Source organism: Pseudomonas sp. GW821-FHT09H03, from assembly GCF_059415945.1.
On the sequence record NZ_JBWKOF010000004.1, the window covers coordinates 72331 to 89633 of the forward strand.

Sequence of the window (17303 nt, forward strand, 5' to 3'; positions counted from 1 at the left end):
TATTTTGTAAGCGATCTTCAACCCAACGAAGATCCCCCTGTGGGAGCGGGCTTGCTCGCGAAAGCGGCTTCACAGACAGTGACAAGACCCGACCCCGTCGATGGTGTAAGCTCTCGGGTTCTTCGGATTCGACCCATTGCGAGCCCTATGCCGTCGCTTTTCAAACGCTCTCTGCTGCCAAAACTGCGCAGTTTTCCGCTGACCGCCGATAGCGTCAGCATCCTTTGCGGCGCAGCCGAATTCCGTCGTTGCCTGCTGGAAAAGATCGCCAGTGCAACCCGGCGCATCTATATCGTTGCCCTGTACCTGCAACAGGACGAGGCCGGCCAGGAAATTCTCGATGCCCTGCACGCGGCCAAACTGGCGCGTCCTGAACTGGACGTGGTGGTGGCCGTTGACTGGTTGCGCGCCCAGCGCGGCCTGATCGGTGCCGGCAAGCAGCCAGGCAACTCCGCCTGGTATCAGGAAATGACCCGCACCCACGCAAGCGTAGTGCCGGTGTACGGCGTGCCGATACAAACCCGCGAGCTGTTCGGCGTATTGCACCTCAAGGGCTTCGTGATCGATGACTGCGTTATTTATAGCGGCGCGAGTCTGAACAACGTCTATCTGCACAAGTTCGACAAGTACCGTTACGACCGTTATCACTTGCTGCACAACCGCGACCTGGCCGATTCGATGCACCACCTGGTGCAGCACGGTCTGGTCGCTTCCAAGGCCGTGCATCGCCTCGACCTGCCGAACCTGCCGACCACCCGCAGTCTGCGCAACGATATCGGCGACCTGCGCAGCCGCCTCAAACACGCCGCGTACGACACCACTGCAGGCACCACGGACAAGGCGGGGCTGTCGGTCAGCCCGTTGCTCGGGGTTGGCAAGAACAACCCGTTGAGCCGGGTCATTGGCGAATTGATTGCCGGCGCCCGGGATCAATTGACCATCTGCACGCCGTATTTCAACCTGCCATTGGCCGTGACCCGGGAAATCAACCGGGCGCTGGCGCGAGGCGTGAAGATTGACATCGTGGTTGGCGACAAGACCGCCAACGACTTCTACATTCCGCCGAGCGAGCCGTTCAAGGTCATCTCGGCGCTGCCGTACTTGTACGAAATCAGTCTGCGCCGGTTCGCCAAACGGCATCAACGCAACATCGACAGCGGCCAGTTGAACCTGCACCTGTGGCGTGATGGCGACAACACCTATCACCTCAAAGGTATGTGGGTCGACCAGCGCTACACCTTGCTGACCGGCAACAACCTCAATCCGCGGGCGTTCCGTCTCGATCTGGAAAACGCCTTGTTGATCGATGATCCGAAAAGTGAACTGCAGGCGCCGCGCAGCAAGGAACTGGCGGAAATCTTCCAGCACACCCGACGCATTGAGCGCTTCCAGGATCTGCAAACCCTCGCCGAATATCCGGAAGGCGTGGCCAAGTTCCTCAAGCGCGTCAGCCGGGTGCGCATCGAGCGGTTGCTCTACCGCATCCTGTAATGGGTTCTGACTTGCCAGCGATGGTCATTTCACAAATGCCATCGCCAGCAAGCCGGCTCCTACAGTAAATCTGCGTACGACTACAAATCCCCTGTGGGAGCTGGCCTGCCGGCGATGGCGGCGTGTCAGTCGCCAGTGATGTCGGGTGTGCCGACCTCATCGCCAGCAGGCTAGCTCCCAGAGTAAATCTGCGTACGACTACAAATCCCCCCTGTGGGAGCTGGCTTGCCAGCGATGAGGCCCTTGCAGGCGCTAGAAGCTTCAGTTCAGCCCCAGCTTGCCACGCAACGTCGACAAATCCTCAGCCAGCGTATTAACCGGCCCAACCAGAGCCTTGCGGTCGTTGTCCTTCACTTTGTCGTAGGTTTCGAAACCGCCGTCCTGGGTTTTGTACCTGGCCAGGATCTTGTCCACGGTGGCGAAGTTCTTGTCGACCTTGGCCACAAACGCCGGGTCCTGCTGCTCGATCTGCGCACGGAACAGGTCGACGATTTTCTTCGCGCCGTCGATGTTGCCCTGGAAATCGTAGAGGTCGGTGTGGCTGTAGCGATCTTCTTCGCCAGAGATCTTGGTGGCCGCCACTTCTTCAAGCAAAGCGGCGGCACCGCCCACGACTTTCTCCGGCGGGAAGGTCAGGCCGGCGACGCGCGACTGCAGATCCAGGATGTCCTTGCTCAGGCCATCCGCCAATCCATCCAGGCCCTGGGTGCTCTTTTGCGAGAACAGCGAGTACTCGATGCGGTGAAAACCCGTGAAGTCTTTGGCCTCCACACCCTGCTCGTGGTCGTCAACGCGCGAATCGATAGACGCATCCAGGTCACTGAACAATTCGGCGATCGGCTCAATCGACTCGTAGTACACGCGGGTTGGCGCATAGAGCTTTTGCGCGGTTTCCAGGTCGCCTTTTTTCACCGCTTCGGTGAACTGCCGGGTATGGCTGGCCAGTTCGTCCAGTTGTTCGGTGACGTAAATCTTGTAGTCCGAAACCGGTCCCACCAGGTCCATGGGCGCTGTCGCAGCGAAAGCTGAAAGCGAGGTGTTGAGCAAGCCGAGGGTCAGGATTAACGCGAGGGGGGACTTTATCATTGCAGGGTTCCGTGCGGGTGGTGCCGATCAGGCGGTGGTCTTCGGGTGTGTAGATTCAAGCAGCGAGCGACCGATGAAATCCTGCTCGCCAGTAACACCGGGCAAGGTAAAGAAGTACCCGCCACCGATTGGTTTGAGGTATTCCTCCAGTGGTTCGCCATTGAGTCGGGTCTGCACGGTGATGAAACCTTTTTCCAGGTCGGCCTGGTAGCAGATGAACAGCAGGCCCATGTCGAGCTGGCCGTTCTTGTTCACACCGTTGGAGTAGTTGAACGGCCGGCGCAGGATCAGGTTGGCCTGGGTCGCGGCGGTACGCGGATTGGCCAGGCGGATGTGGGCGTCGAGTCGGGTCAGCTTGCCTTCGGGGTCTTTGTGATAGTCCGGCACTTCGCTTTCGTGGGAGCCACCCATGGGCGCACCGGTGCTTTTGACCCTGCCGAGAATGCTTTCCTGTTCCTGTAGCGGTGTGCGGTCCCAGCGTTCGACGAAGTTACGGATGATCCGCACTGCCTGGTAACTGCCGTTGGCTGCCCATGCCGGTTCGTCGCTGCCGGACTGCACCCAGACAAGGCTGTCCATGGCTTTGGCGTCGTTGGAATCGGGGTTGGCCGAGCCGTCGCGAAAGCCGAGGAAGTTGCGCGCGCTCTGGGCCGGCAGGCCGGGTTTGGCCGGGGCCTGGGGCGGCACGCTGCCTTCCTGTTTCCAGCGCACCAGCAGCAGGTCTGGCAGGTTCTTCACGATATCGCGCAAGGCATGGATATTGGTGTCAGTTGTGTTGGCGCAGAACTGCAGGCTGAGGTCGCCGTGGCAGCAGTCTGCCTCCAGCGCATCGTTGGGAAAGCCAACCATGCGCGTCAGCCGGCGCGGCTTGGCGTCGGCCAGGCCAAAGCGCTCATCGAACAATGAATGGCCCACCGAAACGGTAATGGTCAGGTTGTCCGGGGTCACCACCGGACCGAGGATGCCCGAGTCCACAGGTGGCAGTTTCGGGTCGACCTCGGCCACCGGGCCACCCTTCATCAGGAACGCGATGCGCTCGTTGAGCGTACGAAACAGCCGCTCGAGATCTTCGCGATCGCTGGCAAGCACATCAAACGCCACCAGCATGCCCGACGCCGGGCGGGGCGTGACGATGCCGCTCTGGTGCTTGCCATGAAAAGCGTGGCGGTCTTCGGTCTTGTCGCTGCTAGGCGCTTCGGTGACTTGCGCCGGGCTTGCGGCCATGGCCGGACAGCTCAGTGCCGTACCTGCCAGGGCAACACCGGCGGCCCCCATGCCCATCAATACACGACGGCGCTGGAGATTGAATTGCTCTGAATCATTCATCGAAAAAGGGTCTTCTGTTTACAGGCCGCAAAGGCCAAGGGCGGGATCGATTGCATCGAGTGCGGCGGCCAGTGCCTTGGCCTTGTCGGCGATCTGCTGGCGTTGCCCGGCACTGACACTGTCGTAACTGGCATAGCCGTCGTTGACCTTGAAACCATTGAGTTCGGTATCAAAAGCGTTGAGGGCACTGTCGATTTGGAGCAGCAGGTCGGCGGCGGACTTCACCAGCAGCGGACGTAACAGATCGACGACTTTGCGCGACGCTTCAAGGTTGGCGGCGAAGCCGTTCAGGTCGCTGTGGCTGTAGCGTTCTTCTTCACCGCTACTGGCGCGAACATCAGCGAGGTTGTTGAGATTGCGCAGGACGATGCTGACCAGTTGCTCCGGCGGCAGCGACTGGGCCAGCAGTTGCTGCTTGAGGCGGGTGACATCCGTCAACAGGCCCTGGGCGACCGGCGCCAGACCGTCGAGATTGCGCTGCTGGAACAGGGCGTATTCAATGCGGTGGAAGCCGCTGAAGCCCGGGTCTTGCTCGCGCTTTTCGAAATAGTCGGCGCGCGCATTGATCGCATTATCCAGCTGTGCCAGACGTTGCGCGGCCGGGGCGAGCCGTTGATAGGCGGCGCGGGCCGGCAGGTACAAGGCTTGCGCCTGGCTGAGGTCGCCGGCCTCGATCGCCTGTTCAAGGGCGCTGACGGCCTTGATCAAGGCGCTGCCCTGGGTGCTCAGGTACACGCGAAATTCCGACAGTGGCCCGACAAAAGCCACCATCGATGGCCTGGCCTTGGCGGCCGCATCGGAGGCAGCGGTGGGTGTGACGTGCAAGGTGCCGCGCGGGTTGCTCAGCAGGCCGCAGGTGATCGCGTAGTCGCCGGGTAACAGGTTGGCATTGATCACCTGGCTCAGTCCGGGGGCGATGTTTTCCCGTTCCTCCACCACCAGCACACCGTCGAGGATCTCCCATTCGACGGCACGCTCAGAGCGGTTGACGATGCGGAAACTGGCGCGACCGGCCGGGACCGTCAGGGCATTGGGTTCACAGCTGTGCGGATGGATGGTCACCAGTACTTCATCGTGGTTGGCCTGGCGCTTGGCGGCAGCGATGGTCGAGGCGTAGTAGAACAGGCCGCCGGCGGCGATCATCACGATCACCGAACCGGCCACCGCCCAGCGCAGGACGCGGGGAGAGGGTGGGGTTTGATTTGGCATGGGTGCCCTTACTGACTGGAAATGCTGGAAGACTGTTTGACGGGAGTGGCGACCGGGTAAAAAAACAACACCAGCGCCACCAACAGATACAACAGCCAGGCGCCAAGGGTGCTGACGGTGGGCGCATCCTGATAACCGAACATGCCGGCCAGTACCGAGCCCAGGGGGCCATCCATCGGCAGCGTGGCGCTGATGTCGAAAAGTACCGTTTGCAGGTGATTCCACAGCCCGGCTTCATGCAAAGCCTGCACAGAGTTGGCGAGGATTCCGGCGGCGACCACGAGGATGAACAGCCCGGTCCAGCGGAAAAACTCACTGAGGTTCAGGCGCATGCTGCCGCTGTAGATGAGCACGCCAACGATGATCGCCAGAACCAGGCCGAGCAGGGCGCCGACCGGTGCCGCCGGGCCTTCGCTCTGCTGGAACACGGCGAGCAGGAAGAACACTGTTTCCAGGCCTTCCCGGGCCACGGCGAAAAACACCATGGCGATCAGCGCGGTCACCTGGTGCTTGGAGCCACTCAAAGCGTGGTCGAGGGAGACGTGCAGCGAATGCTTGATCGAGCGGGCGACCTTGCGCATCCAGAACACCATGGAACTGAGGATGCCGACCGCCAGCAGACCGATGACGCCTTCAAACAGTTCTTGCTGCTTTTGCGGGAATTCGGCGCTGACCAGTTCCAGGCCACCGCCCACCAACAGGGCCAGGGCTGCGGCAAGGAATACGCCAATCCAGACGGCGGGCATCCATTGGCCGCGGCCGGTTTGTTTAAGGTAGCTGGCGATGATGCCGACGATCAGCGCCGCTTCGATGCCTTCGCGCAGCATGATCAGAAAAGGAACAAGCATTCAGCGGCGTCTCGGATTTAGATAGGGAGCTAAGTTGTAACATAATGACACTCATTCCTATATGGCATTGATTGCTATTTCCTGAACCTAAGCTGAACAGATCAAAAGATCGCAGCCTGCGCTAATATGCCAGCCACTCAAACAATAGGGTTCGCCTCGCTCAATGTCGGAAAAAGACACCATCTCCATCCACTTGGTGCGTGAAGCGCTGTTGCAAAGCTGCGCCCCGGGCGTTGCCACTGAAGAGGTGTTGAGCAAGGTCGGCATCGATCCGCAGTTGCTGGGCAGTGCCGACGCCCGCGTACCGGCCAGCGCTTATGCGCGTTTGTGGCGACTGCTGGCGCGGCGGGGGGACGATGAATTTTTTGGCATGGACCCGCGCAAACTCAAATCCGGCAGTTTTGCTTATCTGTGTCGTTACGCCATGGCCCAGCCGAGCCTGGCGGCTGGCCTGAACTGTGCTTTGGGGTTCCTGTCGTTGATGTTCGAGCGCATGCCGGCACTGCTGGTACGCCAGCAGAGCCTGGCAGAAATCGTCCTGCTCGAAGACGACCATGAACCGCGCCGGGCCTTCAGCTATTTCACCTACTGGATGATCGTGCACGGTGTTGCCTGCTGGCTGGCGGGACGGCGGATTCCGATCCTGGCCATTGAATTGCGCTGCCCGCGGCCGGATTTTTGCGATGACTACCAGGTGATGTTCTCCGAGAACCTGCGTTTCGACCGCCCACGCACGCGGATGATTTTCTCGGCCGATTGCCTGGACCTGCCGATCAAGCGCAGCGCTGAAGAGCTCAAGCGGTTCCTCGCTTATGCACCGGCCAACATACTGGTCAAATACCGCGATTCGCAGAGCCTGGCCAGCCGCATCAAGCATGACCTGCGGCAATTACCCGGCGAACATTGGCCGGAAACCGAAGCGCTGGCGCAGCGTCTGTGCATGTCGGCCTCGACTTTGCGCCGCCGCCTGGCCGAAGAGGGCCAGACCTATCAGGGGCTCAAGGACAGCGTGCGCAAGGAGTTGGCCATCGTCTGGCTGGCAGAGCCGAGCATCAGCTTCGCCGAGATCGCCACGCGCCTGGGCTTTGCCGATGTCAGCTCGTTTTACAAAGCCTTTCGCAAGTGGTCCGGTTCCAATCCGGGGCATTACCGCAGCCTGATCCTCAATGAAGTTGAGTAATCTCAGCGGCGCTCCAGCCACTCCTCGCGGGTGATTTCCCAGACCTCCCGGGTGAACTGCCCGGCGACAAACCTGCCTGAGTCGCTGCGAATCAAGCGCATGCCAGTGCGTTCGGAGAGCTTGCGCGCCAGGGCACGAAAGCGTTGAGGTAGCGCACCACTTCCCAGTGCGGGAACTGCTGCTGGATAGCATCGGCGTCTGCCAGTTTCAATGGCCGCAGGATCAGGCGCTCGGTGACAAGCGTGGGTGTGTCTTCCATAGGGGGAAACGTTCCTTGAGCAGGCTCTGTTAACGGCTGCCGGTAGTAGGCCCCGGCAGGTTTAGATTGCCACTATCGATGAAGCGCGTGGTGCTGAACCAGCCACCGCCCAGTTTTCCACGCAGGATATAGGGCATGTTGTTCAGCGATTGCATCTGGCCCAAGCCGTAGGTCTGGCGGATCACCGAAAACGCCGAAACGCTCACCGGAACACTCACCACCGTATCGGAATAACCTTCAACCGAACCGTATCCGTCCGTGACCCCTGAGGCAAATGGATGGCCGTTGATGTCCATGTCCAGTGCCACGCCGTGGAAGTTGATGGCCGCTCGATTGGGGTTCAGCACGCGGATGTGTACCGTATATCGCATCTCCATACCCTCGCCCCGCAGCGGTTCGAGGCCAACAACGCTGACCTTCACCGGATCGCGATGGGGATATGAATAGGGATATGTGGTACAGGCACCCAGCAAGAGCAACAGGAAGGAAATCAACACCGCGTGGACGCTACGCATGGGTATGCTCTCGTCTGGTAAAGGGCTGGACCGCCGACGGCGCAACCCTGAGCCAGTCTAGCGGTTTGACTGTGTGAGACCTGCCGGCGTCGAGGATCCACCCTTGGCCGGTACCTCCGGATTCTCCATGACTTGCAGAATCGAGGCTTCCGGATCGAAATCGTCTTCTTCCAGCTCGATGAATTCTTCAGGCAGGAAGATATTAAGAACGATAGCGCACAGCGCGCCAACGGTGATGGGCGACTCGAAAATGTTGTGCAGCGCCTTGGGCAGCTCGCGCAAGACCTCCGGCACCGCGGCCACGCCCAGGCCCATGCCGATGGAGATCGCCACGATCAGCATATTGCGCCGGTGCAGCCCGGCCTCGGCGAGGATCTTGATGCCGGCCACGGCGACGGTGCCGAACATCACCAGCTCCGCACCGCCCAGCACGGGTTTGGGCATCAGTTGCAGCAGCGCGCCGATCATCGGGAACAATCCGAGCAGCACCAGCAGGCCGGCAATGAAAAACGCCACATAGCGGCTGGCCACGCCCGTCAGCTGGATCACCCCATTGTTCTGGGCAAAGGTCACCATCGGCATGCTGTTGAAGACGGCGGCCATGGCCGAATTGAGCCCGTCGGCGAGCAGGCCGGACTTGATCCGGCGAATGTAGATCGGGCCTTTGACCGGTTGCCGGGAAATCATCGAGTTGGCCGTCAGGTCACCGGCGGCTTCCAGCGGCGACACCAGGAAAATCACCGCCACCGGGATGAATGCCAGCCAATCGAAGGAGAAGCCGTACTTGAACGGCACAGGTACGCTCATCAGCGGAACGGCGGGCAGGCTGTTGAAATCGACGTGTCCTATCAGCCAGGCGACGAAATAACCGAGGGTCAGGCCAATTACAATGGCGCCCAGGCGCAGGAACGGCACATCCACCCGGTTCAAGACGACGATTGTCCCCAGCACCAGTGCGGCCAGCCCCAAGTGGCTGGCGGCACCCAGGTCAGGCGCGCCAAAGCCGCCAGCGATATCGGTCATGGCGACTTTGATCAGCGACAGCCCCATCAGGGTGATGATAGTGCCGGTGACGACCGGAGTGATCAGCATCCGCAGCTTGCCGATGAACTGACTCAACACCACTTCGATGAATGCGGCGAAGAAACACACGCCAAAGATGGTCGAGAGAATCTCATCGGTACCACCGCCCCGGGCCTTGACCATGAAACCGGCGCTGAGGATCACGCTGATGAACGAGAAGCTGGTGCCCTGCAGGCACAGCAATCCCGACCCGACCGGGCCGAAGCGCCGCGCTTGAACGAAGGTGCCCAGGCCGGAGACGAACAACGCCATGCTGATCAGGTAAGGCACTTCACTTTGCAGCCCAAGGGCGCTGCCCATGATCAGCGTCGGCGTGATGATGCCGACAAAACTCGCCAATACGTGCTGCAGGGCGGCGAAGATGGTCGCGCTCAGGTGTGGGCGGTCATGGAGGCCGTAGATCAGGTCATTATTGTGCGTGCTCAGGACTTTTTCAGAGGCGGTCATGGTGGTCTGCGTGCCAAAAGGCTGGCCGGGTCGGAAAATGGAGGCGCAGGATGCCAGAACCGTCTGCCTACCGCAAAAAAGACTCGGCGCGCGTTTGCTCAGAGCCGTGGCGCCAGTACCTCGCCGACGCTACGGCGCCTGGCATGCAACTCGCTGGCGTGTATCAGTTGTTCGAGGTCTTCGGGGGTGACGTCAAAGAAAGCCTCCATGTCCGCCAGTGCGCGTTTGAGATCCTCGGTGGTGATTGCCTGGCTGTCGACAGGCGGGTGATCGGCAGGAATAAGGGCTACCGGTTCACTGGCACGCTTAGGGTAGCGAACCCGCGTCAGGTTGTTGTAGGCAAGGGCGCACAGCAACATCGTCGCCGCGCCAAGCATGACCGGTCCCAGGGCTTTCCAGTCCATGGCGATGGTGGCCGGATCGGCCAGCACCAGCGTCAGGGCCAAGGCGCCGGCTGGCGGATGCAGACAGCGCAGCCAGCACATCAGGACCACGGCCAAACCCGCTGCCAGGCAGGCGCTGCCGAGCGTACGGCCCAACAGATGGGCCATCAACAGGGAAACCAGCGCGGCGCTCAGGTAGCCGCCGAGAATAGACCAGGGCTGGGCCAGGGCGCCGGACGACACGGCAAATAGCAGTACTGCCGATGCTCCCAGCGGGCCAATCAGGTGTTGTGCCACTTCGATACCGAACACCAGACTGCAGACCCAGACACTGAGCAGTGTCCCCATTGCCATGCCGATGGCGGCACGACTCCATTCGCTCGGGCGGGTATTGATGGTGGCAGGTAACCAGCGGGAAAACATTTGCAAAAAGCTCCAAAAAAACGAGGTAAAAAAAGGGCTTGGCCGGGAATTCCGGAAAGCCCTTGAAGTTGTTCCTGCCATTGGGGGAGGAACGGGCGATAGTGTGCCGTTCAGCTCATATGCTGACAAATTCATATTAATGAATTTTCAGTGCATTAATTTTGCTTTAACGAAGCGCGACGCCCGCTCATGAAGCACAACAGACCGCCCACCGCCGCCAGGGCGCTCAGGGCATAAAACATCGTTGGAGCGGGTGTGTGCATCAACAGGAAGCCGCAAATCACCGGGCTCAATGCGCCGCCTAGCGCCGCCAGGTTTTGTGCGCCGTAGTAACTGCCACGCAGTTCTTCCGGAGCCAGGGTGTCGACGAAGAGGAATTCGGCCGGGTAGATGATGATTTCCCCGAGGGTAAAAATGAACATCGCCACACACCAGGAGATCAGGCTGTCTGCCAGGCTGAAGCCAATCAGGCCGACAATGAACAGTGCAGTACCCGCGACTATCCAGTGACGCAGCTGTTCTCGCTTGAGGAAACGCCCGATCTGGTATTGCAGCAGGATCACGCTGAAGGCGTTGCAAGCCAGCAGAGCGGCCATGATCTGCATGGTGTGCCCGGGATTGCTGGTCATCAACAGGTATTGCGACAAGTAGAAAGTAAAACGGCCATGGACCACGGTGCTGAGCAGGCAACCACAGGTGAACATGATCAGCGTGCGGTCGTTTTTCAGGGTGATCAGGGTTTTAAGGAAGCTTTGAGCCCGACCGATGACAGGAGCCTGCGGCGTATCCCCGGGAATCCCGGTCATCAGGAAAATGCTGAAAAACGCGATGCCCGCTGCAATCAGGAACGGCGCAGCGGTATAGGCACCGGCGATCACCACACCGAGCATCGGGCCGACAGCGTAGCCGATGTTGGTCAGGGTGTAGCTCAGGGAAAACGCCCTGGCACGCTGGCCCACGGGCAGGTTTTCACTGAGGATCGCCTTGGAACCGATGAGGAACAACGCTGAGGCAGTCTCGGTGACGATCAGGGTGAGAGTGGTCAGGTAGAGGTTGCTGGCAAACGTCAGCAATATCAGGCCGATGGCGCTGGAGAGCATGGCGAGGATCAGCAACCGACGTTTTTCGAAGCGATCAATGATGTAGCCGCCATAAAGGGCGAGCAGAGTGGCGATGAACACCGCTATGCCAAGCAGCAGGCCGACGTCTTGTTGGTCCAGCCCAAGCTTGTCGCTGACGAAGAGCGTGAGCAGCGGGCTGGTGATGGCGCGGCTGACAACAATGGTCAGCGAGCAGATCAGTAACCGGCGAATAACGAGGGAGTAGGTGGCCACTGGAACGAATGTCCTTATTCACAGGCAGGCTGGGTCGTCGGAGTGATCATGCTGCCTTTAATGTGACAGTCAAGGCAATCCAGAGCGCATCGCACTGCGTCGATGGCCACAAAGGCAATGCGTTATCGCCGCACATCGGCCGGGGGAAAGCAGGTTGGCAAGCTGTTCATTTCCTGCCATTGAGCGGGAAAAGTCCTGCAGTAGTTTTTAGCTGTATCCGAAAAATGTTCTAATTATCAATTTTTTCTTTCTGTCGTTATCTCTCAAGGCTGTTCCGTTTGATTGACTTGTCTACTGCTGATAAACGTAATTCCATCACCAGTCCGCTGACCCTGTACCTGGCGCGACTGGCGCCCTCAAGCCAGTTGACCATGCGCTATGTGCTGCAAGATGCCGCCGACCGTCTCGGTTTCGAAGACAGCGACATCGAGGAAATCCCCTGGCATCACCTGCAGCCCGAGGATGTCATCGCACTGGTGGCGACCTTGCGTACCGACGGCTACGCGCCCAACACCTCCTCGCTGTACGTCAACGCAGTGCGCGGGGTGATGAACGAGGCCTGGCGCATGAGCCTGATCAGTCAGGAGCATTTGCTGAAAATGCGTACGGTCAAGGGCATTGCCGGCACGCGGCTGTCCCAGGGGCGCAATCTGCGCCGCACGCTGATCCAGGAACTGATGGCCGTGTGTGCGGCCGATCCACGGCCACAGGGGCTGCGCGACGCGGCGATCATCGGTATTCTGTACGGCTCGGGGATGCGCAAGTCGGAGTCGGTCAACCTTGAACTGAGTCAGGTCAATTTCGCCGAGCGCAGCCTGCAGGTCACCGCCAAAGGCAATAAGCAGCTGATCAAATATGCCCCGGCCTGGGCCTTCGAGAAACTGGCCGCATGGCTGGAGCTGCGTCGCTCGCAGTTGAAGGAAGGGGAGGTGGACGATCCGTTCCTGTTCAACCGAATCCGGCGCGGCAGTCATATCACCCGCGAGCGCATCACCAAACACGCCATCTACTACATTGCCCGGCAACGGGGGACGCAGGTCGGAGTGAAAATCATGCCCCACGATTTCCGGCGTTCATTCATTACCCGGGTGATCGAGGAGCATGACTTGTCGATTGCGCAGAAACTGGCGCATCACAGCAACATCCAGACCACGGCCAACTACGATGTGCGCGATGACAATGAGCGGCGGCGGGCGGTCGATCGTTTCGATCTTTGAACTTGCTAGCTCAGGCTTCGTTCAGGACATGGGCATGGCCGATGGTCGAGACCTGAACCGCACTGCCGGCCGGTGGTGCGTACATGCCCGAACTGCGTACCAGCAGTGATCGACCGGGGAGTTCATCGCTGGCCGAAGTCTGCAGTTCCACCGTCAGGGTGCAGGTGTTGCCGCTGAAGTCGCGCTCGGTGACGACAGCTCTGCATCCGCCAGCGTCCACGTCATTGGGCAGAATACTGATCAGTTGCAACTGTTCGGGCCGCAGCATGATCTGTGCCGAGCTGTTGTTGCGATGGTTGTTGACCGGTATCCGCCCCAGGTCGCAATGGGCCCAGCCGGCCTCGATCCGCGCGGGCATGACCACGGCGTCACCGAGGAACAGCGCGGTTTGCTCATCCTCGGGGTAACGATACAAATCCAGGGGGTGCCCCGACTGGACCAGCCGGCCATGGCGCATCACCGCCAACTGATCGGCGAATGACAAGGCTTCACTCTGGTCATGGGTCACCAGAATGGTCGTGACGCCGGTGTCTTCGAGCAGTCGTGCGACCATTTTGCGCATCGCGGCGCGCAACCCCGTATCGAGGGCCGAAAACGGCTCATCCAGCAACATCAAACGTGGCTGTTGCGCCAAGGCGCGCGCCAGCGCCACGCGTTGCTGCTGGCCGCCGGACAGTTCGTGGGGCCAGCGCTCGGCCATTTTCGAATCCAGTGCCACGCTGTCCATCAACTCAGCAATGCGTTGCTGTTTTTCCGTGCCCTTTATCGACAGGCCGAAGCCAATGTTGGCGGCCACGGTCATGTGCGGGAACAGGGCGCCGTCTTGCGGCACGTAGCCAATCAGGCGTTGATGCGCCGGTACTTCGTGGGTGTTGTCGACCAGGGTCTGGCCATTGAGCGAAAGGCGCCCGGTGTCGGGAAATTCGAAACCGGCAATCATCCGCAGCAACGTAGTCTTGCCCGAGCCGGAAGGGCCGACGACAACCGTGCGGCTGCCGCTGGGCACCGACAGGCTGACGTTGTCCAGGGCGCGATAGGAGCCATAGGATTTGTTGAGGGCATGCAGTTCAAGTGTGCTCATCGGCCGGCCGTTTTTTTCGATTGGTGATACAGGATTGCGGTCAGCGGAAGTGACAGCACAATCATCAGCAAGGCATAGGGTGCAGCGGCGGCGTAGTCGATTTCGCTGGTCATCGCCCAGAACCCGGTGGCCAGTGTGCGCGTGCCGTTGGGGGCGAGCAGCAGGGTGGCCGTCAATTCGTTGGTGATGGCCAGGAACACCAGCGCCGCGCCGGCAGCGGCCCCGGGGGCTGCAAGGCGCAAGGTGATCAGCCACAGTGCCCGGGAGGGTGAGCGACCAAGACTGCGGGCGATGTTTTCCAGCTCCACCGGCGCCTGGGCGATGCCTGCGCGCAGACTCACCAGGGCCCGGGGCAGAAACATCAGCAGATAGGCGAGCAAGACGGTGATCGTGGTCTGGTAGATCGGTCGGGCGAAATGGATGGTGACCGTCACCAGGGCCAGCGCGACGACAATCCCCGGCAGGGAGCTTGTGATGTAGTTGCAGCTTTCCAGCATCCGTTGCATACGGCCGGGGTAGCGAATCGACAGCCAGGCAATCGGGATCGCCGCGCAGGTTGTCAGTGCCGCGCCGGCAACTGCGAGCAGCAAGGTCTGTTCCAGGGCCGGCAGCAATTCAGCCATGTCCCAGACTTGTACGCCACCGGCGATCAGCCAGTTGCCCAGGGTAATCAACGGAACACCCAGGGCGAGGAGGCAGGTCAGGATCAACAGGGCCAGTGCGAGCACCGTCGACGTTGTCTTGAGGCGCAGCACCCGTTGCTCCCGGGCACTTCCCGAACCGACCCGGGCATAGCGCGCAGAACCTCGGGCCGCCGATTCCAGGGTCAGCATCGCCAGGCAACACAGCGCCAGAACACTGGCCAGCATGTGCGCGGCGGGCCCGTTGAAGGTCGATTTGAACTGGTCGAAGATCGCCGTGGTAAAGGTGTCGAAACGAATCATCGCATACAGGCCGTACTCGGCCAGCAGATGCAGGCCGACCAGCAAGGCTCCACCGCAGATGGCCAGGCGCAGTTGCGGGAGCACCACACGGAAAAACACCGCCCAGGGTTTTAGCCCAAGGGATTCGCCGACGTCTTCGATGGCTGGATCGAGGCGGCGCAGGGTCGCCGCCACCGGCAGGTACAGAAACGGGAAATAGGCGATGACCGAGACCAGCACCCCGGCAAACAGCCCGTGAATCGGTGGCACCAGACTGACCCAGGCATAGCTGTGCACGAAGGCGGGTACGGCCAGTGGCGCGGTCGCCAGCAAGGACCACCAGCGCCTGCCCGGCAGGTTCGTGCGCTCCGTGAGCCATGCCAGCGTCACGCCCAGTGCCACGCACAGGGGGATCGTCAGCAGCACCAGCAACACGGTGTTAACCAGCAGTTCGCCGACCCGTGGCCGGAACACCAGCGTCACCACGCTCGACCAGCCAGTCTGCAGGGAGACCCCGATGACGTAGGCGATTGGCAGCAATGCCAGCAACGAAACCAGCACGGATAAACCGATCACCCACGCACCGCCGCGTCCGGCGAACACTCCGCGGGACCGTCGACGCAGGTTTGCGGACGTCGCCTCGGCGACGTCCGCTGGCAGGCTTTCAGGTATCAATTAGAGCAGTCCGGCTTGTGTCATCAGCTCTACGGCCTTCTTGCTGTCGAGTTTCGAGGCATCGACTTTGGGCGCATCGAGTTGCTGCAGGGGCATGAGTTTAGGGTTCGATTCTGCGTTCTTGCCCACGGCGTATTCGAACGATTTGCCGTTCTTGAGCACCGCCTGGCCATCCTTGCCGGTGATGTACTTGAGGAACGCCTGGGCTTGTTCCTTGTGCTTGCTTGAGTCCAGCACGCCGCCACCGGAGATGCTGACAAAAGCGCCAGGGTCCTTGTTCTTGAAGTAGTGCAAGGCTGTGTTTTTGCTGTTTTCGCCGGTCTTGGCCTGATCGACGAAGGCGTAATAGTGATAAATCACGCCGCTGTCGATCTGCCCGGCATTCACCGCTTTGAGCACCGAGCTGTTGCCTCGGTATGCAGTGAAGTTGTTTTTCATTGCCTTGAGCCATTGGAGGGTCGCCGCTTCACCTTTTTGCTCGAGTATGGCCGCGACGATCGCCTGGAAGTCCGCACCGCCCGGCGACGCCGCCCAGCGACCTTTCCAGTTTGGCTCGGCCAGGTCCATGATCGATTTCGGCAAATCGGCTTCTGCCAGTTTGCTCGGGTTGTAGACGAATACGGTAGAGCGGGCAGCAATACCTACCCATTTGCCGTGGGCCGGGCGGTAGGCGTTATCGACCTGCTCCAGGGTGGCGGCGTCGACCGGGGCGAACAAACCCGCGTTGTCGACCAGCACCATGGCCGGGGAGTTTTCGGTCAGGAACACATCGGCCGGGGACTCGGCGCCTTCCTGCACGAGCTGGTTACCCATTTCGGTGTCGTCGCCATTGCGCAAGGTGACCGGGATACCGGTTTCCTCGGTGAAACCCTCGACCCAGGATTTCGTCAGGCTTTCGTGTTGTGCGTTATAAACCACGATGCCAACGGAGTCGGCCGCGTACGCCTGGCCCGCGCTCAGCAGGGCTGTGACCAGCAAGGCTTTTTTCAGCAAGGAAGGGATCTGGGGACTCATTGTGCAGCTCCGGTATTGTTAGGATCGCGCACGCAGATTCGACGGAATCGACGGGAAAGGTCGTCGATCAGTGTAGAACAATAGGAATCATTTGCATGTTTGAGGTGCGCGAATGTAGAGGGCCAAATGAGAAAAAAACGTCAAATTATTGGTTAATTACCGTGAACAATTGACGTGTCTGGGACGTTCGCTCAATGACGGGGCAAGCCGCCATTGAACGACGAGGGAAAGACCGTCCCGCAGGTCAGGCCGCCGGGCAACCCCCTTGTGTTCTGGCGGAGGCCTGGCTGATCAGCGCGGCCAGGCGCTTGACGTTGGTCTGCTGCGCCGTCACCAGTTCATCGATGGACGGTCCGGAAGGCGTCTGCAAGGTACTGCGGCAAGTGATTAAGCCACTGTCACCTTGATTGACACCACGCAGGCGCCACTTCACGTCGATCAGGCCGTATTGCCCGGGAATCGAATCAAACCGTAGCACTTCCACCAGTACTGACACCTTGCGCTGAGGATTGTTGTTGACCATCTGGTCCGCCAGGGCGCTGCGCAGTTCGTCCACGAGGCTGGCACCCCACCACTGGGTTTCAAGAATGGCCATGCCCGTGTTGCCTTCGCGCACAACGATCTGTGGACGATCGACCTGTGGCGGTACGGTGAGTACCTCGATTTCAATCTCCGAGGTGGTTCTTGCGCTCGCGCCGAGTTGCACCGGGGTCAGGGTATGGAACTCGATAGGATCGCTGCGGCAAGCGGCGAGCAAAGCCAGCGCAGCGACCAGTGTGATCTTTAGCGGAAAAGCCATGGGGGTAGCT

15 protein-coding genes and 1 pseudogene are annotated in these 17303 nt (G+C 60.4%); 3 read left to right on the forward strand and 13 right to left on the reverse strand.

Translation table 11 applies throughout. The features are described from left to right. Positions 1 to 147 precede the first annotated feature (147 nt). The gene (gene pssA, locus AC07OG_RS07025; protein WP_060542241.1) at positions 148 to 1491 is read left to right on the forward strand and encodes a CDP-diacylglycerol--serine O-phosphatidyltransferase; all 1344 of its coding nucleotides are present in this window, start codon (positions 148 to 150) and stop codon (positions 1489 to 1491) included. 261 nt (positions 1492 to 1752) lie between these two features. On the opposite strand, the gene efeO (AC07OG_RS07030) is transcribed toward pssA, so the two are convergent. The 4 genes from efeO (AC07OG_RS07030) to efeU are packed head-to-tail and all read right to left on the reverse strand — an operon-like array spanning position 1753 to position 5960. After that, positions 1753 to 2577, reverse strand: a complete 825-nt coding sequence (gene efeO, locus AC07OG_RS07030) for an iron uptake system protein EfeO (RefSeq protein WP_495066556.1) — start codon at positions 2575 to 2577, stop codon at positions 1753 to 1755. Between the two features lie 27 nt (positions 2578 to 2604). Beyond that, entirely contained in the window at positions 2605 to 3903 is a 1299-nt protein-coding gene (gene efeB, locus AC07OG_RS07035; protein ID WP_495066557.1) for an iron uptake transporter deferrochelatase/peroxidase subunit, read from the reverse strand. Positions 3904 to 3921: 18 nt separating this feature from the next. After that, complete coding sequence (gene efeO, locus AC07OG_RS07040) at positions 3922 to 5112, reverse strand: iron uptake system protein EfeO (protein WP_218423126.1); 1191 nt, start codon at positions 5110 to 5112, stop codon at positions 3922 to 3924. 8 nt (positions 5113 to 5120) lie between these two features. After that, positions 5121 to 5960 carry an iron uptake transporter permease EfeU gene (efeU, locus tag AC07OG_RS07045; protein ID WP_495066558.1) on the reverse strand — a complete coding sequence of 280 codons (840 nt, stop codon included), beginning with the start codon at positions 5958 to 5960 and terminating at the stop codon, positions 5121 to 5123. Positions 5961 to 6123: 163 nt separating this feature from the next. Here efeU and AC07OG_RS07050 point away from each other — a divergent pair, with 163 nt between their 5' ends. Then, on the forward strand, positions 6124 to 7140 hold the full coding sequence (locus tag AC07OG_RS07050) for an AraC family transcriptional regulator (RefSeq protein WP_060542236.1): 1017 nt from the start codon (positions 6124 to 6126) through the stop codon (positions 7138 to 7140). Positions 7141 to 7142: 2 nt separating this feature from the next. On the opposite strand, the pseudogene AC07OG_RS07055 reads toward AC07OG_RS07050, so the two are convergent. From AC07OG_RS07055 to AC07OG_RS07075, 5 genes and pseudogenes are all read right to left on the reverse strand, one after another. Further along, positions 7143 to 7399 (reverse strand): annotated as a pseudogene (locus AC07OG_RS07055) (hypothetical protein). Between the two features lie 29 nt (positions 7400 to 7428). After that, complete coding sequence (locus tag AC07OG_RS07060; protein WP_060542234.1) at positions 7429 to 7914, reverse strand: LEA type 2 family protein; 486 nt, start codon at positions 7912 to 7914, stop codon at positions 7429 to 7431. A 57-nt stretch (positions 7915 to 7971) separates the two neighbouring features. Further along, positions 7972 to 9444: a nucleobase:cation symporter-2 family protein gene (locus AC07OG_RS07065; protein WP_495066559.1), complete on the reverse strand. Its 1473-nt coding sequence runs from the start codon at positions 9442 to 9444 to the stop codon at positions 7972 to 7974. A 98-nt stretch (positions 9445 to 9542) separates the two neighbouring features. Continuing rightward, positions 9543 to 10250 carry an HPP family protein gene (locus AC07OG_RS07070; protein ID WP_495066560.1) on the reverse strand — a complete coding sequence of 236 codons (708 nt, stop codon included), beginning with the start codon at positions 10248 to 10250 and terminating at the stop codon, positions 9543 to 9545. A gap of 155 nt (positions 10251 to 10405) precedes the next feature. Further along, positions 10406 to 11584: an MFS transporter gene (locus AC07OG_RS07075; protein WP_495066561.1), complete on the reverse strand. Its 1179-nt coding sequence runs from the start codon at positions 11582 to 11584 to the stop codon at positions 10406 to 10408. A 278-nt stretch (positions 11585 to 11862) separates the two neighbouring features. Between AC07OG_RS07075 and AC07OG_RS07080 the strand changes: the two genes are divergently transcribed. Further along, entirely contained in the window at positions 11863 to 12801 is a 939-nt protein-coding gene (locus AC07OG_RS07080; protein WP_495066562.1) for a site-specific integrase, read from the forward strand. A gap of 10 nt (positions 12802 to 12811) precedes the next feature. Here AC07OG_RS07080 and AC07OG_RS07085 read toward each other — a convergent pair whose 3' ends face one another. The 4 genes from AC07OG_RS07085 to AC07OG_RS07100 all read right to left on the reverse strand — a co-directional run bounded on the left by AC07OG_RS07085 (position 12812) and on the right by AC07OG_RS07100 (position 17293). Continuing rightward, positions 12812 to 13882, reverse strand: a complete 1071-nt coding sequence (locus AC07OG_RS07085; RefSeq protein WP_495066563.1) for an ABC transporter ATP-binding protein — start codon at positions 13880 to 13882, stop codon at positions 12812 to 12814. Then, positions 13879 to 15477, reverse strand: coding sequence for an ABC transporter permease (locus AC07OG_RS07090; protein WP_218423397.1), 1599 nt, complete (start codon positions 15475 to 15477; stop codon positions 13879 to 13881). The genes AC07OG_RS07085 and AC07OG_RS07090 overlap by 4 nt, the downstream gene beginning before the upstream one ends. A 3-nt stretch (positions 15478 to 15480) precedes the next feature. After that, the gene (locus tag AC07OG_RS07095; RefSeq protein ID WP_495066564.1) at positions 15481 to 16494 is read right to left on the reverse strand and encodes an iron ABC transporter substrate-binding protein; all 1014 of its coding nucleotides are present in this window, start codon (positions 16492 to 16494) and stop codon (positions 15481 to 15483) included. 244 nt (positions 16495 to 16738) lie between these two features. Further along, the gene (locus AC07OG_RS07100) at positions 16739 to 17293 is read right to left on the reverse strand and encodes a PqiC family protein (RefSeq protein ID WP_495066565.1); all 555 of its coding nucleotides are present in this window, start codon (positions 17291 to 17293) and stop codon (positions 16739 to 16741) included. Positions 17294 to 17303 lie beyond the last annotated feature (10 nt).